The following is a 19,200-nucleotide window of genomic DNA, read 5'->3' as shown; positions in this document are numbered from 1 at the left end:
CGCCTTCCGTGTGAATATCCGTGCGATTGAAAGAGGGTACACAAACAAACACAGAACAGGAAAGCGAGGTTTTCAACATGACTTTTGACATTACCACCATTATTGAAGCGCTGGCGGCGCTGATTGCCGCCGTCATTTCGGCTTTTGTGATCCCGTGGATCAAAAGCAAAACTTCCGTCGCGCAGTTTGAGAAAATCAAATTGTGGGCGGAAGCCGCCGTCGAAGCCGCCGAACAGATTTACACCGGAAGCGGCAGGGGCGAAGAGAAGAAGCGCTTTGTTATTGAGTTTTTGGCAAACAAGGGCTTCAAGATCGACGCGGACAGCTTGGACAAGCTGATCGAAGCCGCCGTTTTCAATCTTCCGTCGTACATCGGCATTCTTGACACGACCACGCCGGAAGCAGACTGACAACACCGATCGCGCCGCCTTGCGCTTTTCCTCTTTCAGCAAGGCAGCTTGACGGCGGCGGGCATTCCACCCGCTGATATGAGAAATCCCCCGCAGGGCTTCGCGCCTTGCGGGGGATTTTTTTGTTTGGTTCAGTTTTTCCGAAAGCGAATTGTTATTTCCGCGCCGTAAATATCTTCTTTTCCGCAATGTGCTTCGATATGCGTTACACCGTCGCAGCGTTCGTAATTGTCCGCAATGAATTGCGTATGTTCGGCGGGGACGTATCCGGCTTTTTCGCCGTTGAGCATAACGGCAAAAGCGGGCTTCCCTTCCCATTCTTCGCGAACAAGGGTTACTTCCGCTTCGTCGTGATCGAAGGGCGCGTCCTTCCAGTACAGGCGGCGCAGGATTGTTTGTCGGCTTTTCCGCCCGTCCTTAAATGTAACGCCCGCAATGTTCATTTTGAGGAATTCAAACGGAAGTTCCGGTTCGACTGCTGGCGTACTCTTTACAGAAGCGCCGCGAACGGCGGGGGCTTCAACGTGCTTTTCCGTCGAAGCGGCGGGCGCGCTGTCCTTCGCCTTCTTGTTTTTGACGAAACCGAAGGCGGCAAGAGCGGCAGCGATCACAATACCGGACACACCCGCGCCGACGTTCCCTTCGGCAAACATCGGGAAAGCAGAAACAAGGAACAGCGCCGCGACGCTCCACATTACAATAACGGGCTTTTTCATTTTGTACCGTCCTTTCAAGGCAGAAAAATTTAACGCGCAAGCGCCGTTCTGACCTTTAACACAATTATAGCCGATCGGCGGGGTAAAATCAAGAATAAAGCGGAATATTAACACACCGTTCAGAAATCTTCCGCATGAAAGGGGGCGGCGGCAAAGTGAAGATATACGATTATGACGGGAAGAAGAACATTTCCGGCGACCGCATACGGCAAGCGCGCGTTGTCCAGCGTATGCGGCAAGAGGATTTAGCCGCGAAGCTGCAAATTGCGGGCGTGAACATGGAGCGGGACAGCATTTCAAGAATTGAGATCGGAACGCGCTTCGTTTCTGACTTTGAATTGAAAGTGTTTGCGAAGGTGCTGGGCGTTTCGGTGCTTTGGCTTTTGGATATGGAGGAATGAAAAAGCGGCGGGGTTGTCCCGCCGCAAATTTTTTTGATTTTTTCCGGTTTTTTCTCGAAAAGGGCTTGACATTATACGGCAAATGCAGTATAATATAATCACAGGCAAGGGGAAGCCGAGTAAACGAAGAAAGGAGAACACACCACCGGAAAGGGGGTGCAAGAATGACCGAAGAGCAAATAAAAGAATTGCTTGAACTTCTCAAAAAGGCTTTAGAGAGTGAAACGGTGGAGCGTATCACAATCAGCATTAAGCCGAACAAGAAGAACAAGCAATCCTAACAGTTAGACGGCGGGTTTCCCCACCCGTTGTCTTTATTATAACCGATAAAACAAGAATTTGTCAAGGGGGCGGGCGCAAATGGAAATCAGCGTAAAAGTGGCGTACAGGAACGAAAAGCTACAAGCGGCACGAAAAGCGGCGGGAATGTCACAATCACAGCTTGCAAACGCGGCGGGAATTTCCGTCCGCATTCTGCAAGACTACGAACGCGGCGGGCGCGATCTGAACGGCGCGAAACTGGCAACAATGCTTAAACTATGTAACGCGCTGGGCTGTTCATTGCGGGACATTATAACCGATCCGGATACAATCGAACAGTTAGACGCATACGAAAATAAACATTGATTTCACGGAGGGCGGCAGGATATGCCGCCCTTTTTCTTTTTGGTATAGGAGGAACGACAATGCATAAACACTTGACGTGGACAGACCGCCTAAAAATAGAAAAGGCGCTGAAACAGGGCTTGAAGCCCTTGCAGATCGCCGATCGGCTGCACGTGTGCAACACGACCATTTACAGGGAATTGAAGCGGGGCGAATATATGCACTTGAATTCCGACTTAACCACCGAAAAGAGGTATTCGCCGGAGATTGCCCAGCAGAAATACGACGAACAGTTGAAAGCGAAAGGCGGCGACCTAAAAATCGGCGACGATCACGAATTGGCGGCGTTCATCGAAAAGAAGATCGCCGACGAAGGCTATTCCCCCGCCGCCGTCGTGGGAGAAATCAAGCGGCTGGGGCTGACCTTCCGAACAGAGATCAGCGAAAAGACGATTTACAATTATATCGACAAGGGCGTTTTCCTTCGGCTGGAGCGGGCAAACCTTCCGCAGAAGGGCAAGCGCAAGCGGAAGTATGACAAGGTGAAATCGAAGCCCGCCCGCGCGCCGAAGGGCGAAAGCATAGAGAACCGCCCGCAGGAAATAAACGATCGGGAAACCTTCGGACATTGGGAAATGGATTGCGTCGAAGGAAAGAAGAAAACGAAGGAAGCCTTGCTTGTGCTTTCGGAGCGGTTGACGCGGCAGGAAATTATAATCAAAATGCCGGACAAGACCGCCGCCAGCGTCGTAAAGGCGTTGAACAGGCTTGAACGGAAGTACGGGCGGCGCTTCCCGCAGGTATTCAAAAGCATTACCGTGGACAACGGTTCAGAATTTGCCGATTGCGCCGGAATAGAAAAATCAATCTTCGGCAGGGGCAAGCGGCAGCGCACGACGGTTTATTATTGCCATCCGTATAGCGCATACGAACGCGGCACGAACGAAAATATAAACAAAATGATCCGGCGCTTCCTTCCAAAAGGAACGGACTTCCGGCAAGTATCCGTTGAGTACGTCGAACGGGTTGAAGCGTGGATCAATAACTATCCCCGCGAAATTTTGGGCTTTGAAACGTCTGGTGCGCTGTTTGAAAAATACCTTGCGGAAGCGGCTTGACTTACCTTCAAAAAATTTTTCTGATTTTTTCTGCATTTACTCTTGACTTTTTCAGCGGCAGTGAAAAACCTCCTTGGCCGGGAATTTTTCAGCTGGGGCGGTTTTAAATCAGCGGGGAAGAACCGTAAAACGCAGGAACAGTGCTACAAAAGCCTTGTGTTATTGATCACCAGTTCAAATTGCAGTCCCAGAGTCTGGGCGGCTTTGCGGCAGAGCACCATGCGGTCCAGAAAGATCTCAAAGTACTCCATCACAGGGCATATCTCTGTGGCGATCGTAATATTAAATAGACAGACCTTCTTTTCCGGGTCGATCTTCAGACTGGTATGCTCCACGGCGTAATTGACGCGGTCGTGAATATCGGCGGTCAAAACAGCGTTTTTGCGCACTCTGGTGCGCCGCACATCGCTTTTATCTGAAAGGATCAGCGCCGCCGCCACAGGGTTGACCGGATAGGCGGTCTTTTCATCGTGGTGCCCAATGGCGGAGCAGACCAGGGCGATTTCCTCTGGCGGCATGGAAAGTTTATTCAATAGGGTAAAGGCCATCAAGGCGCCGCTGTGGGCGTGATCCGCCCGGTTTACGGTGTTGCCGATATCGTGAAGATAGCCCGCAATTGCCGCCAGCTCACAGGTGCGCGCCGGATACTGGAGAGCGGAAAGAATGTCTCTGGCATAATTGCTGCTGCGCTTGGCATGGGCCAGGCCATGCTCTGTAAAGCCGATGGCCTCCAGGCAGTTGTTTCCCTGCTCAATGTAGCAGCGAACCTCCTGATTGGAAAAAATGTCCTCCGGGGTAATGTGCGAATATTCCGCCATGGAACTGCCCTCCTGTTTCTTTATTGAGATCATTCTGCGGTCAGCATGCGGTACATGGCTTCCAGGCAGATCTTAGCGTGAAGCTTAAACTGCTCCAAATCGATGCGCTCGTTTACATCGTGAGCGTGGCTGTCCTCTTCGCTGGCAAATCCGGGGCCGAAGGCCACGCCCTTCCCGTGCATCTGCCGGGCATAGGTGCCGCCGCCCATGGAATAGATGCTGCATTCCTCGCCGGTAATATCCTTGTAAGCGCCGGAAAGCAGGGTGACCAGCGGGCTTTCCTTTGGCAGATATAAGGGAGCGGCATCGGAAAGCAGGGTGTAGGTAAGTCCATAGGCTTCCGCCGCCTTTTGAATGGGCTCGGAAACCGCGTCACCTTTCTTGGTGGCAGGGTAGCGAATATCCACCACCAGGCTGCACTCCTGAGGATCCGCGTGCAAAAGCCCCAGATTGAAGGTCAAAGGGCCGCTGGGCTCATCGCTCATAGCCACTCCCAGCAAGCTGCCGTCATAGGTAAGTCCGATTTTTTCGTGAACAAACCGGAAGAAGGAGCCCAACCGGTCTTCGCCGAATACCTCCGCCAAAAGCTCTACCAGATAGGAGGCGGCGTTGCGGCCGTTTTCGGGGCCCGCGGCGTGAGCTGCCTTTCCCTTTGCCAAAAGGGAAGCCCCATCCCCGGTGCGGGTGATCACGAATTCGGCAGGGGAATTCTCCGCCGCCTTCCGCAGTGCTTCGTATTCTTCCTGAGAGCAGAAAATTTCGCAGACAGCCTTGGCGGGAACGGCGTTGCTCACCGTGCCGGAGGCAAAGCTTTTGATAAGATCGGAATCATTTTTGCTGGAAATTTTCAAGTTGATAATGCCTTTTTCACAGTGGCAGATGCCATAACCGGAATCGGGGGTAAAGCCCATGTCGGGCAGCTGCTCCTGTTCAAAATAGTGGGGGATATCGGCCATGCCCACTTCCTCGCCGGAGCCGAAGATCACCCGGAGCTTCCGGTTTCCCTTGACTCCTGCGTCCTTTAAAGCCCGCAGGCAGTGCAGGGCTACAATGGCCGCGCCCTTATCGTCGGATACGCCTCGCCCGAAAGCACGGTATCCATCGATCACCAGGGTAAAGGGGTCGGTATCCCAGCCCTCTCCGGCGGGTACCACGTCCACATGTGCCATGACAACGGCGTTTCCCTCTCCTTCGCCGTATTCGGCATGGGCGGCATAGTAGTCCGCGTTTTTCGTTTTCAGGCCATAGCCCTTAGCCATTTCCAGTACCGTGTCGATGGCCTTCGCACAGGCATCGCCGAAGGGGTGTCCGTTTTCCGCCTTGCCCGCCACAGAGGGAACGGCGATCAGCGTTCCCAGATCCTTCAAGATATCGTCCCAATAGTCCAGAATTTTTTCTCCAAACAGCATAAGCTGCGCCTCCGTTTCAAAAAAGACTCTGAAAGTATACTATTCTTTTTCCCCTGCAAAGTCAAGGAAAAGCAGGGGAGGAAAGCGGGGATTTTTATGTTAAACGCCATCTGGTTCGGTATGATTTTGTCAAGTGTTGTCTGTGCGCTGGCCACCGGCAGGATCGGCGACCTTTCCACCGCCATTATGAACGGGGCAAAGGACGCGGTAGAGCTTTCCATATTTCTTTTGGGAAGCATGTGCGCCTGGCTGGGTTTTTTGAAGATCGCTGAAAAAAGCGGGCTGACAGAGCTTTTGGCCTCCGCCTTTTCTCCGGTGATCGACAGGCTTTTTCCGGAATACCGGGAGGACCGGGAGATCAAAGGGAAGATGTGCATGAATTTTTCAGCAAATTTTCTGGGCCTGGGAAACGCCGCTACGCCCCTTGGCTTGGCGGCGGTCAGCGCCATGGCGAAGAAAAACAAAGGAACCGCCCCTACCAAGGGAATGATCCTGTTTGTGGTGTTCAACACAGCTTCCATTCAGCTTTTGCCGGTGAACATGGCGGCCATGCGCAGCTCCTGCGGCAGCGCCGAGCCCTTTGCCGTTTTGCCGGAGATCTGGATCACCTCCTTTGCCGCGCTGGTTACCTGCGTACTGTGCTGCAAGCTGGCGGAGCGGGGAAGCCTGAGGGGCTCCTGAAAACCGGCCTTAAGGTGATAGACCTGAATTTTGCGGTGTTGCCTTAAGTTTCACAAAGAAGAAAGGCGGGAAAAACCATGGGGCAGATCGGGGCGGCGGCAATGCCGCTGATCGTCGGCGGGATCGTGCTGTTTGGCTTTTTGAAAAACGTAGAGGTGTTCGATACCTTTTTAGAGGGGGCAAAGGAGGGGATCAGTGCTTCTATGCGTATCCTTCCCACCTTGATCGGCCTGATCGTGGCGGTGTCCATGGTACGGGCCTCCGGGCTGCTGGAGCTTCTCTGTTCTCTGGCGGAGCCCTTGGCGGAAGCGGTGGGCATTTCCCCGGAAATTTTACCGCTTGCTCTGCTGCGGCCTGTTTCCGGCAGCGGCTCCTCCGCCTATACGCTTTCCCTTTTACAGCAGTTCGGCCCGGAGAGCGAAACGGGAAAGATCGCCTCTGTGCTGGCATCTTCCACAGAGACGACCTTTTATGCCATTGCCGTATATTTTGGGGCCTGCGGATATAAAAGGCTGCGGTATACCGTTCCTGCCGCCCTGCTGGGGGATTGCGCCGCCCTGGTGTTTGCCGTGCTCACGGTAAAGCTGCTTGGCTAAAGCTCCAACCGGTAGCTTGCACCGGTTTCTGTCTTTTTCGTTTCCCGAAAGCCGCAGGAGAGAAACAGCCTTTGAGAGGCGGTATTGTAGCTGTAGATATTCTGTACGCTGAGATGATCCCAATGAAGTGATCTGGCCCGCGCGATCAGTGCCTGAAGCACCGACTTTCCGATGCCCCGCCCTCTGACGGCGGAAGAGCCCAGGGCGATGGGCAGATCCTCCTGCCATATGGTCACGTCTCCGATAGGGACAAACCCGGTTCCCTGATCCTCCTCGATCCAGTACAGCTCCCCATGAGCGTCGAGATAAGCATACATTACCTTGAGATTTTCCAGAGTATAGGGCTTGGTACCCTCGCCCTCGGACATGCGAAGAACCACCGGGTCCTGGTACCAGGGCAGGGCAAAGTCGAAAACGCCGTCATACCTTTTCAGCCGCAGGGTAGGGGAAATCTCAATAAATTCCGGTTGTTCTATCGCTTCGATCGGCATAAGCGCCCTCCTTTATAAAACCGTAAGATTTCATGGTTTGCATTATACTACAAACCGTGATAGAATAGCAACGGCAAGAGCCATTGCTGTTTTGGAAGAGAAAATCGCAATAACGGCAAGAACCGCCGCTGCTTTTGAAAAATCTGCGAAACAGCTTGATATTATACAGATGGAGCGATGCGCTTTGACGGAATATGAAACGATAGGGGAAGGCTCCTCTTCCGCAATGGAGCCGCAAAAGAAAAAACGGAAAATTCCCTGGGGAATGCTTTATATTTTAGCCACCATGATCGCCCTTGTGGCGTTTGGGATCTGTAACCGGGAATTCGGAAATGTATTTCGCACCATAGCGAACCTGACTCCCGGTTTCCTTGCTCTGGCAGTACTGGTCACAGTGGTCTATTTCCTGTTTGAAGGCGGGATCATTTGCCTTCTGATGCGCAGCCAGAAGATCCCGATGAAAATGGGAAGCGCCATGAAGATCGGCCTTCTTGGCATCTATTATTCCTATATCACCCCCAGTTCTACCGGAGGCCAGCCCATGCAGGCCGCGTACCTCCGCCGGGATAAGATCCCCGTGGGGGTTTCCACCGCTGTATTGATCGTAAAATTTTTCTGCTTTCAGTGCGCTTTTTTCCTTTGCTCACTTTTGAGCTTCTTCTTTATGTATGGAAAGCTGAGCCTGGAAAACCCCGGCATTATCCCGCTGATCATTCTGGGCCTGGCCATAAACGGCGGCTCTATTATCTTTTTCCCCTGTCTCTTTATCAGGCCAGTGCTGCACGGTATCTGCCGTTTTGCCAAATGGCTGGTGAGAAAGCTCAGGTTTTTGCAGGGGCATTTTCACCTGCTGGAGTCCATCGATAAATTTGAAGCGGATTTCGGCAGCTACCGGGAAACCTTTCGGAAAAATAAGCGCAGTGTCCTGTGGGGAATTTTGCTTTCCATTCCGCAATTCATTTTGCAGATGAGCGTGATCTATTTCGTGTTTCGCGCCTTTGGCTATCACACCATCAGCTATTGGGAGGTTTTTGCCGTACAGAGCCTTTTGCAGGTGTCTGTGTCCTTTATGCCCATGCCCGGCGCCTCTGGCGCCCAGGAGCTTGGATTTTCCGCCTTTTTCCGAAACTATTTTGTCAAGGATGACCTGTATTCCGCCGTCATGGTCTGGCGGTTTTTTACCTACTACCTGGTGGTGATCGCCGGCGCGCTGCTGGTAGTGGCGGACCAGTTCTTTTACGGCAGAAAAAAGAAAAGAGAAACCGCGGAGCAGAGCAATGCGGCAGAAGAATGAGGAATTGGCAATGAATAATGAGCAATTATTTTAAGATCAGGAGCCCAGTCTGCTAAATTGGAATTTAGCGGTTATCTGCACACCATCCTCTTGTCATTCTGAGCGAAGCGAAGAATCTCATCCTTCGCCCTTTTCCCGGAATCAAGGGCGAGATTCTTCGTCACTTCGTTCCTCAGAATGACAATAGTGATAGCGGAATCAGGACGCTAAACTATAATTTACCACTCTACCCCTGCCCTTCCTTGCTAATTGCTCATTATATGCCCTTGCTTTTATTGCGCTGCGAAGCAGTGCCACCACCGTCTAGTATCCAGCATCCAGCATCTAGTATCTAAAAAACCGAAGCTGCTGCAAAACCGCTAAGTTTTACAACAGCTTCTCTTTCTTTTACCTGGCGCTGTTTTTCAACGGCTGATATCCGCTCCCAGCTCGTCGATCTTTTCTCTCAGCTTCAAAAAATCCTCAAAGGCGGCGGGCTTTTGGGCGGGATTGCGCAGCAGCGCGGCAGGGTGCAGAGTTGGCATCATCAGCACGCCGCCCTTTTCGAAGAAAATGCCGTGCTCCTTAGTGATCTTCAGATCTGGCTTGATCATTTTCATGCCGGCAACACGCCCCAAACACACAATGATCTTCGGGCGCAGCAGCGCAAACTGATTCCGCAGCCAGCCAATGCAGGCGTCCTGCTCCTCCGGCAGCGGATCCCGGTTTTTCGGCGGACGGCATTTCACGATATTGGCAATGTAGATATTGGTTTTCCGGTCCAGATCCACGGCGGTGAGAAACTTATCCAAAAGCTGGCCGCCCCGGCCCACAAAGGGCTCTCCCTGCAGATCTTCATTTTCTCCGGGCCCTTCGCCTACAAACAGCACCTTGGCTTTTGGGTTTCCCACGCCGAACACTACGTTGTGCCGTGTTTCGCACAGCCCGCATTTGCGGCATTGCAGGCAGCTTTCCCGAAGCGCTTCCCAGTTATCGATCATTTTGCTCCCTCCCATAGCCTTCTGAAATCCAGTATAGCAAATTCCTTTGAGAAACACAAGGAAAGGCAGTTGAAATTTTTCCCGTTCGGTAGTAGAATAAAAATGCAAAAGCCGAAGAATTTTGAAGGAGGAATACACAATGAAGGTTATGGTAGAAACTTCCGCTCATCATGTCCACGTTTCCAATGAGGATTTGGAAACCCTGTTCGGCAAGGGCGCCGCTCTTACCAATAAGAAGGATCTTTCTCAGCCCGGCCAGTATGCCTGCGCGGAAAAGGTGGAGGTAGTAGGTCCCAAGGGCTCCATGTCCATGTCGATCCTGGGGCCCACCCGGAAAGAGACCCAGGTGGAAATTTCCCTTACTGATGCTCGCAAGCTGGGCGTGACCGCGCCGATCCGGGAATCCGGCGATCTGGAGGGAACTCCCGGCTGCACGCTGAAGGGGCCTGCCGGAGAAGTGGTTCTGGAAAAAGGTGTGATCGCGGCGAAGCGTCATATCCACTTTAATCCCGAAGAGGCAAAGGAAGCTGGTGTTACCGATAAGCAGATCGTTTCCGTAAAGGTGGAATACAACGGCCGCAGCCTGGTTTACGGCGATGTGGTATGCCGCGTCAGCCCCGCCTACGCGTTAGCCATGCATGTGGACACCGATGAATCCAATGCGGCCGCGCTGCCTGGAACCGTAGACGGCGAGATCCTTCTGTGACCGGCTTTTCCGGCCGCGGCGTAAAACGCTGCGTGGGATTATTATATTGATTTTGTAAAGGAGCGCTGTCTGCCAAGTGTATTTCCTCTTCGGCAGGCGGCGTTTTTATATGAGCGGCAGCTTCGATTAACAAGAATTTCTGAAAGAAGAGGAGGAACCGCAAAATGGAACACTTTGGTTTTTCTATGCTGTGGTATTGGGGAGCCTATCTGATCGTAACGCTGATCGGAATACTGCACACAGTTTTTAACATCACGGTGCTGCATATGAAATCTATGAAAGAAGGCCCGGGTATGGGCGAGGGGTACGAAAAGACAAAGCCCTGGCACCCCCTGTATAATCTTCTGATTTTTCCGGTGTTCGCGTTTCTCTATTTTCAAGGCCTGGAAACCGTCACCTTTTCCAATGTGGTCGCTACCTCGCTGATTTGGGGAACCCTCACGGCAGCCTTCGATGTGATCGGCTGGGTGCTGATCAAGCACCCATGGTCTTTGTCCTTCCGGGAATTTTACATCGATTATCAGCCCTGGATCACGCTGATCTATCTCACCATATACGCCAGTCCTTTTCTTGCTTATTGGCTGATAAGCTTATAGAGGCGGACAAAAAATACTGAAAAAAGACAGGACAAAAATTCTTTATGAGATTATCCTGATAGGGAAGAGGCAATGAGCGATTAGGAATGGGCAATGAGCAACGAGGAATTGAAGGGCAAGGGTAGCCGCTAGACTTTAATTTATCATGTTAGTTGCTGGAAAAGGAAAGGGCTCCCTCTCTGTCATTCTGAACGAAGTGAAGAATCTCGTCCTTTGGGTCTTTTCGAAGGGCTTTAAGAGCGAGATCCTTCGTCGCTATGCTCCTCAGGATGACAGAGGAAGGGGAATGCCCTGAAAACTTAATTTCCATAACTTGACAGAAAAGAAAAATGGGAGGTGAGCCTGTGGAGTGGACGGAAACCCTGCGCTCCGCCATCGACTATATGGAACAGCATATCCGCGAGCCGATCACGGCGGAGGAGGTGGCGGCCCATGTGTACATGTCTCCCTTTTATCTGCAAAAGGGCTTTGAGATCGTGACGGGGTATTCCATTTCCAGGTATCTACGCTGCCGCCGTCTGTATCTGGCGGCGCTGGATCTGGTGCTGGATCGGGGCAGGGTCATCGATATTGCCTATCGGTACGGCTTTGAAACGCCGGAAAGCTTTACAAAGGCCTTTGTGCGTTTCCACGGAGCCACCCCCACGCAGATCAAAAAAGAGCACAAAAGGCTCAAGCCCTTTTTTCCGTTGAAGGTCATGATTTCTGTACAAGGAGGAGAAAGCTTGGAGTACACGGTGGAACACAAAGAAAAATTTACGGTGATCGGCTTCGGGAGAGATGTTCCCTTTGAAAGCGGCTACCGGGAGATCCCCGAATTTTGGGAGGAATTCGACCGGCAATATTGTACGCCGATTTTTTCCGGAAAAGAACCGCAAACTCCGGAGGAAAAGGCCTTTTTGGCCCATGGTATCGGCGAGTTTGGCGTGTGCGTGGACGAGGAGCGCACCCCCGGCATGTTCCGCTATCTCATTGCGGGAAGCTACCGGGGCGGGCCGATCCCGGAGGGAATGGAGCTGTTTGAGTTTCCCGCGATGGATTGGGCGGTTTTCCCTTGCCGTGGGCCGCTTCCCGGTACGCTTCAGGCCATCAATACCAAGGTGTTTCAGGAATGGCTTCCCGGCAATACGGAGTACCGCATCGCCATGGGCGCCAATATTGAGTGGTATTCCGACGAGGGAAAAACCGACAGCGACGGATATCGGGCAGCCATTTGGGTGCCGGTGGAAAAGCTTTGAAAGCTGTTGTCAAGCGAAGAGAAAAGTTTGTTTGGGAAAGGAGTCTGCCGCAAATTCCGCGGCAGGCTCCTTTCAGGCTGTCGATAAACCCTCTAACTGAAAGAAACGGAAGGGGGAAGAGTGTGAAAAAGCTGCTTTGCAGCTTCTAGGGACCATCAGGGGCGCTGGTCTCCGGTGGAGACCGCCAAGCGCCGTTCTCGTTTGTCAACTCGGTCGGTGCTGGACGTGCCCCACTGGGGCACAGCACCCAAGCCGACAGGCGAGAACCCTCTCTCGCATTTCAATCAGAACTTCTTGAGGAAATCAAAGATTTCCTCAAGAAGTTTGAGCGTGGCGAAAAGCTTTTTCGACACGCTCAAAGGAACCTGCCGCAAATTCCGTGGCAGGTTCCTTTTGCCGTTTTCAGCAAAAACCGCCATTCATATTTAATTTACAAATTACGTTCTTGACTTTTGCTGACCAAAGTGGTAAATTATAGTCATGGTTAGCACTCGAACATCAAGAGTGCTAACAGGAACTCCGGGAAAGGAGCGGCACGGTATGGAAATGACTCCGCGGAAAGAAAAAATCCTTTCCTCCGTAGTGCGAGACTTTGTAAAAAGCGGCGAGCCTGTGGGGTCAAAAGCCATTGCGGAGGAGATCGGCGTTTCCTCCGCCACCGTCCGAAATGAAATGGCGGAGCTCATTGAGCTGGGGCTTCTGGAACAGCCTCATACCTCGGCTGGCAGGATCCCTTCACAAAGGGGCTATCGGGAATATGTGGACCACCTGATGCGGGTGCCTGTTCTGCGGGAGGAAGAAGAGCGCTGGTTTACCTCCATGCTGGCGGGAAGCGCCTATGAGCCGGAACGCCTTTTGCTTTCCGTGTGCAGGCTGCTTTCCAGCGTGACCCGGTATGCGGCGGCGGTCACTACTCCCAGCGGAATGACGGCGCGGGTGAAGGCAGTACAGTTTGTGCAAACCAGTCGCCGTACCGCCATGCTTTTGCTGATGAGTTCTGCGGGAACAATGAAAACCAGAGTGTTCCACTGCGATTTCGATTTGTCGGGCGAGATCCTGCGGGTGCTTTTCCGCCTCTTCAATGAAAAGGTGACCGGCAAGGAGGTACTGGAGATCACACCGGCTTTTTTACAGTCCATGGGCGCTTCACTCGGAGAAATGATGGTGCTGGCGGGCTCCGCTTTACAAGCGCTTCTAGAAGCGGCACGGGACACAGCGAAAACGGAAGTGTTGACCAGCGGGCAGATGGATCTGCTGCTTTATCCCGAATTGGAACACCGGCAGATCATGGATTTTCTGGAAAGAAAGGAAGATGTGGTTTCCCTGCTCCGCCAAAAGCCCGGTCGTGTTTCCATTTTGATCGGCAGCGAGAGTCAAAGGCCGGAGTTGAAGAACGCGTCTTTTTTGATTTCCCGCTATGCTGTGGAAGAGCAGGACGTTGGCGCCCTGGCACTGCTTGGCCCCACCCGCATGGACTACGCCAGATTGACGGCGATCCTTCAATATCTCACGAAAGAGGTGGGCCAAATGCTTACCGTACTGACGCGGGAAGAATAAAATATATATTTTTGAAAAGTGACAGGCGATAAAAAGGAGATGGCATACAGATGGAGAAGGAAAAGGAGCAGGAGGTTCAGGAAGCTGTAGTGGAACCGGAAAAAGCTGTTTCCGCAAAGGAAGAAAAGAAGGAAAAGAAGAAAAAGCCTTCCGCGGAGCAGGAAAAGCTCCAAAAGCTGCAGGAGGAATTTGAAGCCCATAAGCAGCAGCACCTGCGGGTGCTTGCCGAGTACGATAATTTCCGAAAGCGCAGCCAAAATGAAAAAAATGCTGTGTACAACAACGCCGTGTCCGATACGGTGCAGAGCATTTTGCCCATCGCGGATAACATTGAGCGGGCTCTGGCCCAGGAAAACGCTTCCGCAGAGGATATGCGCAAGGGTGTGGAAATGATCGAGGCTCAAATTGCCGCGGCTTTTGAAAAGCTGGGTATTACCGCCACCGGCGCGGTAGGGGAGGCCTTTGATCCAAACCTTCACAACGCGGTGGCCCACATTGATAATGAAGGCTTGGGTGAAAATGTGATCGCCGCCGTCTATCAGAAGGGCTATCTGCTGGGAGATAAGGTGGTGCGCCACGCCATGGTGCAGGTGGCCAATTAGGTGATGAGAGCTTCTTTTCAGAATTTCAACTGACGATTTTGAAACACTTTTTCTATAAGAAACAAATAAAAAATTTTGTAAAGGTAGGTAATCTAGCATGGCAAAAACAATAGGTATTGATCTGGGTACAACAAACTCCTGCGTGGCAGTGATCGAAGGCGGTGAGCCCGTGGTGATCGCCAACGCCGAAGGCGCCCGTACCACTCCTTCCGTAGTGGCCTTTTCCAAAACCGGCGAGCGTATGGTAGGTCAGGTGGCAAAGCGCCAGGCCGTTACAAACCCCGAGCGCACGATCTCCTCCATCAAGCGGGAGATGGGCTCCAATTACAAGGTGACCATCGACGACAAGAGCTACACGCCGCAGGAGGTTTCCGCAATGATCCTGCAAAAGCTGAAGGCCGATGCGGAGGCATATCTGGGAGAAGCCGTCAGCAGTGCGGTCATCACCGTACCCGCATATTTTACTGATGCCCAGCGCCAGGCAACCAAGGACGCCGGTAAGATCGCGGGCCTGGACGTAAAGCGCATCATCAACGAGCCCACCGCCGCGGCCCTTTCCTATGGCGTGGATAAGGACAACGACCAGAAGGTCATGGTATACGACTTGGGCGGCGGTACCTTCGATGTTTCCATCATCGAAATGGGAGACGGCGTGCAGGAGGTGCTTGCTACCGCCGGTAATAACCGCCTGGGCGGCGATGATTTCGACCAGCGTGTGATCGATTGGATCGTACAGGGCTTCAAGGCTGAGCAGGGAGTGGATCTGTCCGCTGACAAAATGGCCATGCAGCGCATCAAGGAAGCGGCGGAAAAAGCCAAGATCGAGCTTTCCGGTGTGACCAGCGCCGCCATCAACCTTCCCTTTATCACCGCCGACGCCTCCGGTCCGAAGCATTTGGATATGACCCTGACGAGAGCCAAGTTCAACGAGCTGACCGCCGACCTGGTGGAAAAGACCATGGGTCCGGTGCGGCAGGCTCTTCAGGACAGCGGCCTTTCTATCAATGATATCAGCAAGGTTCTTCTGGTAGGCGGTTCCTCCCGTATTCCCGCGGTACAGGACGCGGTGAAGAACTTCATCGGCAAGGAGCCCTTTAAAGGCATCAACCCCGATGAATGCGTTGCCATCGGCGCGGCCATTCAGGCCGGCGTGCTGGGCGGCGAGGTCCAGGGCCTGCTGCTTTTGGACGTGACGCCCCTGTCCCTGGGTGTGGAAACCATGGGCGGCGTTATGACTAAGATCATTGAGCGCAATACCACCATTCCCACCAAGAAAAGTCAGATCTTCTCCACCGCGGCGGACGGTCAGACTCAGGTAGAGGTCAATGTTCTTCAGGGCGAACGGGAATTTGCCCGGGATAATAAGCAGCTGGGCCTCTTTAAGCTGGACGGCATCGCGCCCGCGCCCCGGGGCATTCCGCAGATCGAGGTCACCTTTGATATTGACGCTAACGGCATTGTAAATGTATCCGCGAAGGATCTTGGCACCGGCAAAGAGCAGCATATCACCATTTCCTCCAGCTCCAACATGAGCAAGGAGGATATCGACAAGGCTGTAAAGGCGGCGGAGCAGTTTGCCGAAGAAGATAAGAAGCGCAGGGAAGAGGTAGACACCAAGAACAATGCCGAAAACCTTTGCTATACCGCCGAAAAGCTGGTAAATGACAGCGGCGATAAGCTTCAGGAGGCAGATAAAACCGAAATCAGCAGCAAGGTGGCAGCCCTTCGGGAAACCATGCAGAACGGCACGGTAGACGCCATCAAGGCCGGCATGGAGGAGCTGCAGAAGGTGGTGTACTCCGTCAGTGAAAAGCTGTACCAGCAGGGAAATCCCGGCGGCGGTAACCCTGGCGGCCCTCAGCCTCCCTATGACGGCGGCGCTTCAGCCGATGGCAGCAGCGGCCCCGATGGGAATGTGTACGATGCCGATTATAAGGACGTAAACTAAAACGGCCTCTGAGGCATACTCTAAAAGAAAAACCAGATCCAGACGCAGGGGCTTAAAGCGCCCCTGCGTTTTGGGCGAATCAGCCCGATTTTGCACGGCTTTGCCGGAGAAGAGAGATGAGAGAGCTTGGCGGAAAAAAGGGATTATTATGAGGTGTTGGGAGTCCAGAAAGGCGCCTCGGAGGATCAGATCAAGAAAGCGTACCGAACCCTCGCAAAAAAATATCACCCGGATCTGAACCCTGGGGATCAAGAGGCAGAGGTCAAATTCAAGGAGGTCAACGAGGCCTATGAGGTGCTGTCCGACAGTGACAAGCGTGCCAGATACGACCAGTTCGGCCATGCGGGCGTAGACCCCAATTTCGGCGGCGGAGCCGGAGGCGCGGGCCCCTTCCAGGGCGGTTTTGATTTCACGGATATTTTCGATAGCTTCTTTGGGGGCGGCTTCGGCGGAAGCTCCCGCCGGGCCAATCCCAACGCTCCTCGCCGGGGAAGCGATGTGCAGGCCAATGTGGCTATTTCCTTTGAAGAAGCGGCAAAGGGCTGTACGAAAACCATTACCTATCAGCAAATCGAAAACTGTGAGGACTGTCACGGTACCGGCGCGGCGGCGGGAACCTCGCCCAAAACCTGCCCCAACTGTAACGGCACAGGCCAGGTGCGTATCAGCCAGCGCACGCCCTTCGGCGTGGTGCAGTCCGCCCAAACCTGTGACCGCTGCCATGGCTCGGGAAAAATGATCGATACCCCCTGTAAGACCTGCGATGGCAAAGGCAAGGTACGCCGTAAAAAGACGTTGGAGGTCACGGTTCCCGCAGGCATCGATGATGAACAGATCCTGAATGTCAGCGGCAAAGGAAATGCCGGCAGCAACGGCGGCCCTGCCGGAGACCTTCATGTGTATGTTTCCGTGCGGCCTCATCCCGTGTTTGAACGAAAAGGGAACGATGTGTGGTGTGAAATGCCTATCACCTTTACCCAGGCGACCTTGGGCGCCGATGTGGAGGTGCCAACCCTGGACGGGAAGGTCAGCTACCATGTACACGAGGGCACACAGCCCGGCGATGTATTCCGCTTGAAGGGCAAGGGGATCCAGAGCCTTCATTCCCGTATGCGGGGCGACCAGTATGTGCAGATCACGGTGGAGATCCCCAAAAACCTGAACGAAAAGCAAAAAACACTTCTTCGCCAGCTGGATGCTGATACCGGCGATAAGAATTATCAGAAGCGGAAAAGCTTTTTCTCGAAATTCAAGGAAATGTTCGGGGAATAGTTGTTAGAGCTTGAAGCTGGAAATGGGTGCGCTTTTTTCAAATGCGCTCATTTCCAGTTTTTTACGTTTTTTTGAAAAAATTGTCATTCATAAGAGGCGGACTTCGAGTCAGAATACTTAGTGCAAACGCAAAAACGAAAAAACTTTTTTGAAGGAGAGAGAACGATGAAGAGCAATTCTGTTATGGTTCCCGAAGCCAAGGAAGCTATGGAGCGTTTCAAGAACGAGGCCGCTTCTGAAGTAGGCGTTAGCCTGAAGCAGGGCTACAACGGCGATCTGACCTCTCGCCAGGCCGGTTCCATCGGCGGCCAGATGGTGAAGAAAATGATCGAGAGCTACGAGAAGGGCCTGAAGTAAGCTTCACCCGAACAAAAAGTACCCTGCCGGGATTTCCGGCAGGGCACTTTTCTGTAAAAAAGCTTTTTCGCGCTCATGTTCCTTTATAAGCCGCTTTCATCATGGCAATTTCTTTTGCGTAGCCCTCCAGCTCATTGGGCGTTTCCAGATAAAAGGGCAGTTCCCGCAAAGCGGGGTGATTGAGTACAGCCTCCAAAGCCTTCAGGCTGATCTTGCCCTCGCCCAGCTTTTCATGCCGGTCCTTGTGGCTGCCCAAAGGATTCTTGCTGTCGTTCAGATGAACGGCACGCATCCGGGAAAGACCGATCACCCGGTCAAATTCTTCCAGCACACCGTCCAGATCGTTTTCAATATCATATCCGCCGTCAAAAACATGGCAGGTATCCAGGCAGATCCCCAGCTTATCGGAAAGGGCCGTTCTGTCCAGGATCGCCCGCAGCTCTTCAAAGCTCCTTCCCACCTCGCTGCCCTTTCCGGCCATGGTTTCCAAAAGCACGGTGGTTGTCTGTTCTGCCTTCAAAATTTTATTGAGCAGGGAGGAGATCAGCTCGATGCCGCGCTCCGCCCCTTGCTGTACATGGCTTCCGGGGTGAAAATTATACATGCTGCCGGGCAAATGCTCCAGCCGAGCCAAGTCGTCCGCCATGGTGTTTTCGGCAAATTCCCGCAGCCCCTCGTCTGCCGCGCAGGCGTTTAAAGTGTAGGGCGCGTGCGCCAAAATAGGGAAAAGGCCATGCTCCTTCGCAAAGGAGCAGTAGGCGGCCACGTCCTCCAAATCAAGCTCCTTGGCTTTTCCCCCGCGGGGATTTCTGGTGAAAAACTGAAAGGTGTTCGCTCCAATGGAAAGGGCGGTTTTTCCCATAGCAAGAAACCCCTTGGAGCTGGAAAGATGACAGCCGATTTTCAGCATAGCGGTATGATCTCCTTTTTCTTGAAATAATGGCGGTAAATAGCGGCGGGGCGTTTGAGGAATTAGTAATGAGCAATGAGCAATGAGGAAGAGCAAGGGCATATGCGCTGTGACCAACACAGATGTTGCGAACAACGCCCGTTAAATTGGAATTTACCGGTTATCCGCTTACTTCCCACCTGTCATCCTGAGCAGAAAGCAAGGAGAACCTTGCTTTCTTGGCGAAGGATCTCGTCTTTGACCTTTTTCAGGGAATTAAGGACGAGATTCTTCGCCACTTCGTTCCTCAGAATGACAAAGGAGAGAGCTTGTTCTTCTCTAACGACTAACAACTAATAGCTAACGACTAGTCCGCTAAACTACAATTTAGCGGTTACCTGCTCACTTTCCGTCTGTCATTCTGAGCGAAACGAAGAATCTCGTTCTTCGGGACTTTTTGAAGAGCTTTAAGGACGAGATTCTTCGTAAAGAAGCGAAGCTCCTTTTTCTCAGTA

Annotated in this window: 21 protein-coding genes; 15 read left to right on the top strand and 6 right to left on the bottom strand. The window is 52.7% G+C overall.

All coding sequences use genetic code 11. The features are described 5' to 3' along the window. Nucleotides 1-77: 77 nt before the first annotated feature. On the top strand, nucleotides 78-410 hold the full coding sequence (locus U8T64_RS08870) for a phage holin (protein WP_322182939.1): 333 nt from the start codon (nucleotides 78-80) through the stop codon (nucleotides 408-410). A gap of 131 nt (nucleotides 411-541) precedes the next feature. On the opposite strand, the gene U8T64_RS08865 is transcribed toward U8T64_RS08870, so the two are convergent. Then, the gene (locus U8T64_RS08865) at nucleotides 542-1,126 is read right to left on the bottom strand and encodes a hypothetical protein (protein ID WP_322182937.1); all 585 of its coding nucleotides are present in this window, start codon (nucleotides 1,124-1,126) and stop codon (nucleotides 542-544) included. A gap of 155 nt (nucleotides 1,127-1,281) precedes the next feature. On the opposite strand from U8T64_RS08865, the gene U8T64_RS08860 reads away from it, so the two are divergent. The 3 genes from U8T64_RS08860 to U8T64_RS08850 all read left to right on the top strand — a co-directional run bounded on the left by U8T64_RS08860 (nucleotide 1,282) and on the right by U8T64_RS08850 (nucleotide 3,251). Continuing rightward, nucleotides 1,282-1,527, top strand: coding sequence for a helix-turn-helix domain-containing protein (locus tag U8T64_RS08860; protein ID WP_322182935.1), 246 nt, complete (start codon nucleotides 1,282-1,284; stop codon nucleotides 1,525-1,527). A gap of 360 nt (nucleotides 1,528-1,887) precedes the next feature. Next, nucleotides 1,888-2,154, top strand: coding sequence for a helix-turn-helix domain-containing protein (locus tag U8T64_RS08855; RefSeq protein ID WP_322182933.1), 267 nt, complete (start codon nucleotides 1,888-1,890; stop codon nucleotides 2,152-2,154). A 59-nt stretch (nucleotides 2,155-2,213) separates the two neighbouring features. Next, nucleotides 2,214-3,251, top strand: coding sequence for an IS30 family transposase (locus tag U8T64_RS08850; protein ID WP_322182931.1), 1,038 nt, complete (start codon nucleotides 2,214-2,216; stop codon nucleotides 3,249-3,251). Nucleotides 3,252-3,394: 143 nt separating this feature from the next. Here the strand turns inward: U8T64_RS08850 and U8T64_RS08845 are convergent, their stop codons facing one another. Then, the gene (locus U8T64_RS08845; RefSeq protein WP_322182929.1) at nucleotides 3,395-4,069 is read right to left on the bottom strand and encodes an HD domain-containing protein; all 675 of its coding nucleotides are present in this window, start codon (nucleotides 4,067-4,069) and stop codon (nucleotides 3,395-3,397) included. 29 nt (nucleotides 4,070-4,098) lie between these two features. Further along, nucleotides 4,099-5,478, bottom strand: coding sequence for a Sapep family Mn(2+)-dependent dipeptidase (locus U8T64_RS08840; protein ID WP_322182927.1), 1,380 nt, complete (start codon nucleotides 5,476-5,478; stop codon nucleotides 4,099-4,101). 96 nt (nucleotides 5,479-5,574) lie between these two features. Between U8T64_RS08840 and U8T64_RS08835 the strand changes: the two genes are divergently transcribed. After that, the gene (locus tag U8T64_RS08835) at nucleotides 5,575-6,159 is read left to right on the top strand and encodes a nucleoside recognition domain-containing protein (protein ID WP_322182925.1); all 585 of its coding nucleotides are present in this window, start codon (nucleotides 5,575-5,577) and stop codon (nucleotides 6,157-6,159) included. A gap of 77 nt (nucleotides 6,160-6,236) precedes the next feature. Then, on the top strand, nucleotides 6,237-6,755 hold the full coding sequence (locus U8T64_RS08830) for a spore maturation protein (RefSeq protein WP_322182923.1): 519 nt from the start codon (nucleotides 6,237-6,239) through the stop codon (nucleotides 6,753-6,755). Here the strand turns inward: U8T64_RS08830 and U8T64_RS08825 are convergent. Further along, entirely contained in the window at nucleotides 6,752-7,246 is a 495-nt protein-coding gene (locus tag U8T64_RS08825; protein ID WP_322182921.1) for a GNAT family N-acetyltransferase, read from the bottom strand. The two genes, U8T64_RS08830 and U8T64_RS08825, sit on opposite strands and share 4 nt — an antisense overlap. A gap of 91 nt (nucleotides 7,247-7,337) precedes the next feature. On the opposite strand from U8T64_RS08825, the gene U8T64_RS08820 reads away from it, so the two are divergent. Then, nucleotides 7,338-8,540, top strand: coding sequence for a lysylphosphatidylglycerol synthase transmembrane domain-containing protein (locus U8T64_RS08820; RefSeq protein WP_322182919.1), 1,203 nt, complete (start codon nucleotides 7,338-7,340; stop codon nucleotides 8,538-8,540). A 404-nt stretch (nucleotides 8,541-8,944) separates the two neighbouring features. Here U8T64_RS08820 and U8T64_RS08815 read toward each other — a convergent pair whose 3' ends face one another. Then, the gene (locus tag U8T64_RS08815) at nucleotides 8,945-9,520 is read right to left on the bottom strand and encodes a uracil-DNA glycosylase (protein ID WP_322182918.1); all 576 of its coding nucleotides are present in this window, start codon (nucleotides 9,518-9,520) and stop codon (nucleotides 8,945-8,947) included. Nucleotides 9,521-9,659: 139 nt separating this feature from the next. On the opposite strand from U8T64_RS08815, the gene pduL reads away from it, so the two are divergent. The 8 genes from pduL to U8T64_RS08775 all read left to right on the top strand — a co-directional run bounded on the left by pduL (nucleotide 9,660) and on the right by U8T64_RS08775 (nucleotide 17,796). Further along, on the top strand, nucleotides 9,660-10,226 hold the full coding sequence (gene pduL / locus U8T64_RS08810; protein WP_322182917.1) for a phosphate propanoyltransferase: 567 nt from the start codon (nucleotides 9,660-9,662) through the stop codon (nucleotides 10,224-10,226). 164 nt (nucleotides 10,227-10,390) lie between these two features. Next, nucleotides 10,391-10,822: a hypothetical protein gene (locus U8T64_RS08805; protein WP_322182915.1), complete on the top strand. Its 432-nt coding sequence runs from the start codon at nucleotides 10,391-10,393 to the stop codon at nucleotides 10,820-10,822. A gap of 344 nt (nucleotides 10,823-11,166) precedes the next feature. Next, nucleotides 11,167-12,060 carry an AraC family transcriptional regulator gene (locus U8T64_RS08800; RefSeq protein WP_322182914.1) on the top strand — a complete coding sequence of 298 codons (894 nt, stop codon included), beginning with the start codon at nucleotides 11,167-11,169 and terminating at the stop codon, nucleotides 12,058-12,060. Between the two features lie 540 nt (nucleotides 12,061-12,600). Beyond that, nucleotides 12,601-13,617 carry a heat-inducible transcriptional repressor HrcA gene (hrcA, locus tag U8T64_RS08795; RefSeq protein ID WP_322182912.1) on the top strand — a complete coding sequence of 339 codons (1,017 nt, stop codon included), beginning with the start codon at nucleotides 12,601-12,603 and terminating at the stop codon, nucleotides 13,615-13,617. 50 nt (nucleotides 13,618-13,667) lie between these two features. Continuing rightward, entirely contained in the window at nucleotides 13,668-14,219 is a 552-nt protein-coding gene (grpE, locus tag U8T64_RS08790; RefSeq protein ID WP_322182910.1) for a nucleotide exchange factor GrpE, read from the top strand. A gap of 97 nt (nucleotides 14,220-14,316) precedes the next feature. After that, a complete protein-coding gene (gene dnaK, locus U8T64_RS08785; RefSeq protein ID WP_322182908.1) occupies nucleotides 14,317-16,167 on the top strand; it encodes a molecular chaperone DnaK in 1,851 nt (616 codons plus the stop codon). 126 nt (nucleotides 16,168-16,293) lie between these two features. Continuing rightward, the gene (gene dnaJ / locus U8T64_RS08780; protein ID WP_322182906.1) at nucleotides 16,294-17,439 is read left to right on the top strand and encodes a molecular chaperone DnaJ; all 1,146 of its coding nucleotides are present in this window, start codon (nucleotides 16,294-16,296) and stop codon (nucleotides 17,437-17,439) included. Nucleotides 17,440-17,604: 165 nt separating this feature from the next. Continuing rightward, nucleotides 17,605-17,796 carry an alpha/beta-type small acid-soluble spore protein gene (locus tag U8T64_RS08775; RefSeq protein ID WP_322182905.1) on the top strand — a complete coding sequence of 64 codons (192 nt, stop codon included), beginning with the start codon at nucleotides 17,605-17,607 and terminating at the stop codon, nucleotides 17,794-17,796. 73 nt (nucleotides 17,797-17,869) lie between these two features. On the opposite strand, the gene U8T64_RS08770 is transcribed toward U8T64_RS08775, so the two are convergent. Next, nucleotides 17,870-18,706, bottom strand: a complete 837-nt coding sequence (locus U8T64_RS08770; RefSeq protein WP_322182904.1) for a deoxyribonuclease IV — start codon at nucleotides 18,704-18,706, stop codon at nucleotides 17,870-17,872. Nucleotides 18,707-19,200: the final 494 nt, after the last annotated feature.

The organism is Neglectibacter caecimuris, from assembly GCF_034335015.1.
Lineage (GTDB): Bacteria > Bacillota > Clostridia > Oscillospirales > Acutalibacteraceae > Acutalibacter > Acutalibacter caecimuris_A.
This window is presented reverse-complemented; position numbering and strand designations above follow the sequence as displayed.

What these genes read in the sequence shown, in the direction of transcription:
- U8T64_RS08815 (WP_322182918.1), bottom strand. Translation starts at nt 9,520, where the DNA reads ATGATCGATAACTGGGAAGCGCTTCGGGAAAGCTGCCTGCAATGCCGC.
- U8T64_RS08825 (WP_322182921.1), bottom strand. Translation starts at nt 7,246, where the DNA reads ATGCCGATCGAAGCGATAGAACAACCGGAATTTATTGAGATTTCCCCT.
- U8T64_RS08775 (WP_322182905.1), top strand. Translation starts at nt 17,605, where the DNA reads ATGAAGAGCAATTCTGTTATGGTTCCCGAAGCCAAGGAAGCTATGGAG.
- U8T64_RS08835 (WP_322182925.1), top strand. Translation starts at nt 5,575, where the DNA reads ATGTTAAACGCCATCTGGTTCGGTATGATTTTGTCAAGTGTTGTCTGT.
- U8T64_RS08855 (WP_322182933.1), top strand. Translation starts at nt 1,888, where the DNA reads ATGGAAATCAGCGTAAAAGTGGCGTACAGGAACGAAAAGCTACAAGCG.
- hrcA (WP_322182912.1), top strand. Translation starts at nt 12,601, where the DNA reads ATGGAAATGACTCCGCGGAAAGAAAAAATCCTTTCCTCCGTAGTGCGA.
- dnaK (WP_322182908.1), top strand. Translation starts at nt 14,317, where the DNA reads ATGGCAAAAACAATAGGTATTGATCTGGGTACAACAAACTCCTGCGTG.
- U8T64_RS08770 (WP_322182904.1), bottom strand. Translation starts at nt 18,706, where the DNA reads ATGCTGAAAATCGGCTGTCATCTTTCCAGCTCCAAGGGGTTTCTTGCT.
- U8T64_RS08830 (WP_322182923.1), top strand. Translation starts at nt 6,237, where the DNA reads ATGGGGCAGATCGGGGCGGCGGCAATGCCGCTGATCGTCGGCGGGATC.
- U8T64_RS08845 (WP_322182929.1), bottom strand. Translation starts at nt 4,069, where the DNA reads ATGGCGGAATATTCGCACATTACCCCGGAGGACATTTTTTCCAATCAG.
- U8T64_RS08850 (WP_322182931.1), top strand. Translation starts at nt 2,214, where the DNA reads ATGCATAAACACTTGACGTGGACAGACCGCCTAAAAATAGAAAAGGCG.
- U8T64_RS08865 (WP_322182937.1), bottom strand. Translation starts at nt 1,126, where the DNA reads ATGAAAAAGCCCGTTATTGTAATGTGGAGCGTCGCGGCGCTGTTCCTT.
- pduL (WP_322182917.1), top strand. Translation starts at nt 9,660, where the DNA reads ATGAAGGTTATGGTAGAAACTTCCGCTCATCATGTCCACGTTTCCAAT.
- U8T64_RS08805 (WP_322182915.1), top strand. Translation starts at nt 10,391, where the DNA reads ATGGAACACTTTGGTTTTTCTATGCTGTGGTATTGGGGAGCCTATCTG.
- grpE (WP_322182910.1), top strand. Translation starts at nt 13,668, where the DNA reads ATGGAGAAGGAAAAGGAGCAGGAGGTTCAGGAAGCTGTAGTGGAACCG.
- U8T64_RS08840 (WP_322182927.1), bottom strand. Translation starts at nt 5,478, where the DNA reads ATGCTGTTTGGAGAAAAAATTCTGGACTATTGGGACGATATCTTGAAG.
- U8T64_RS08870 (WP_322182939.1), top strand. Translation starts at nt 78, where the DNA reads ATGACTTTTGACATTACCACCATTATTGAAGCGCTGGCGGCGCTGATT.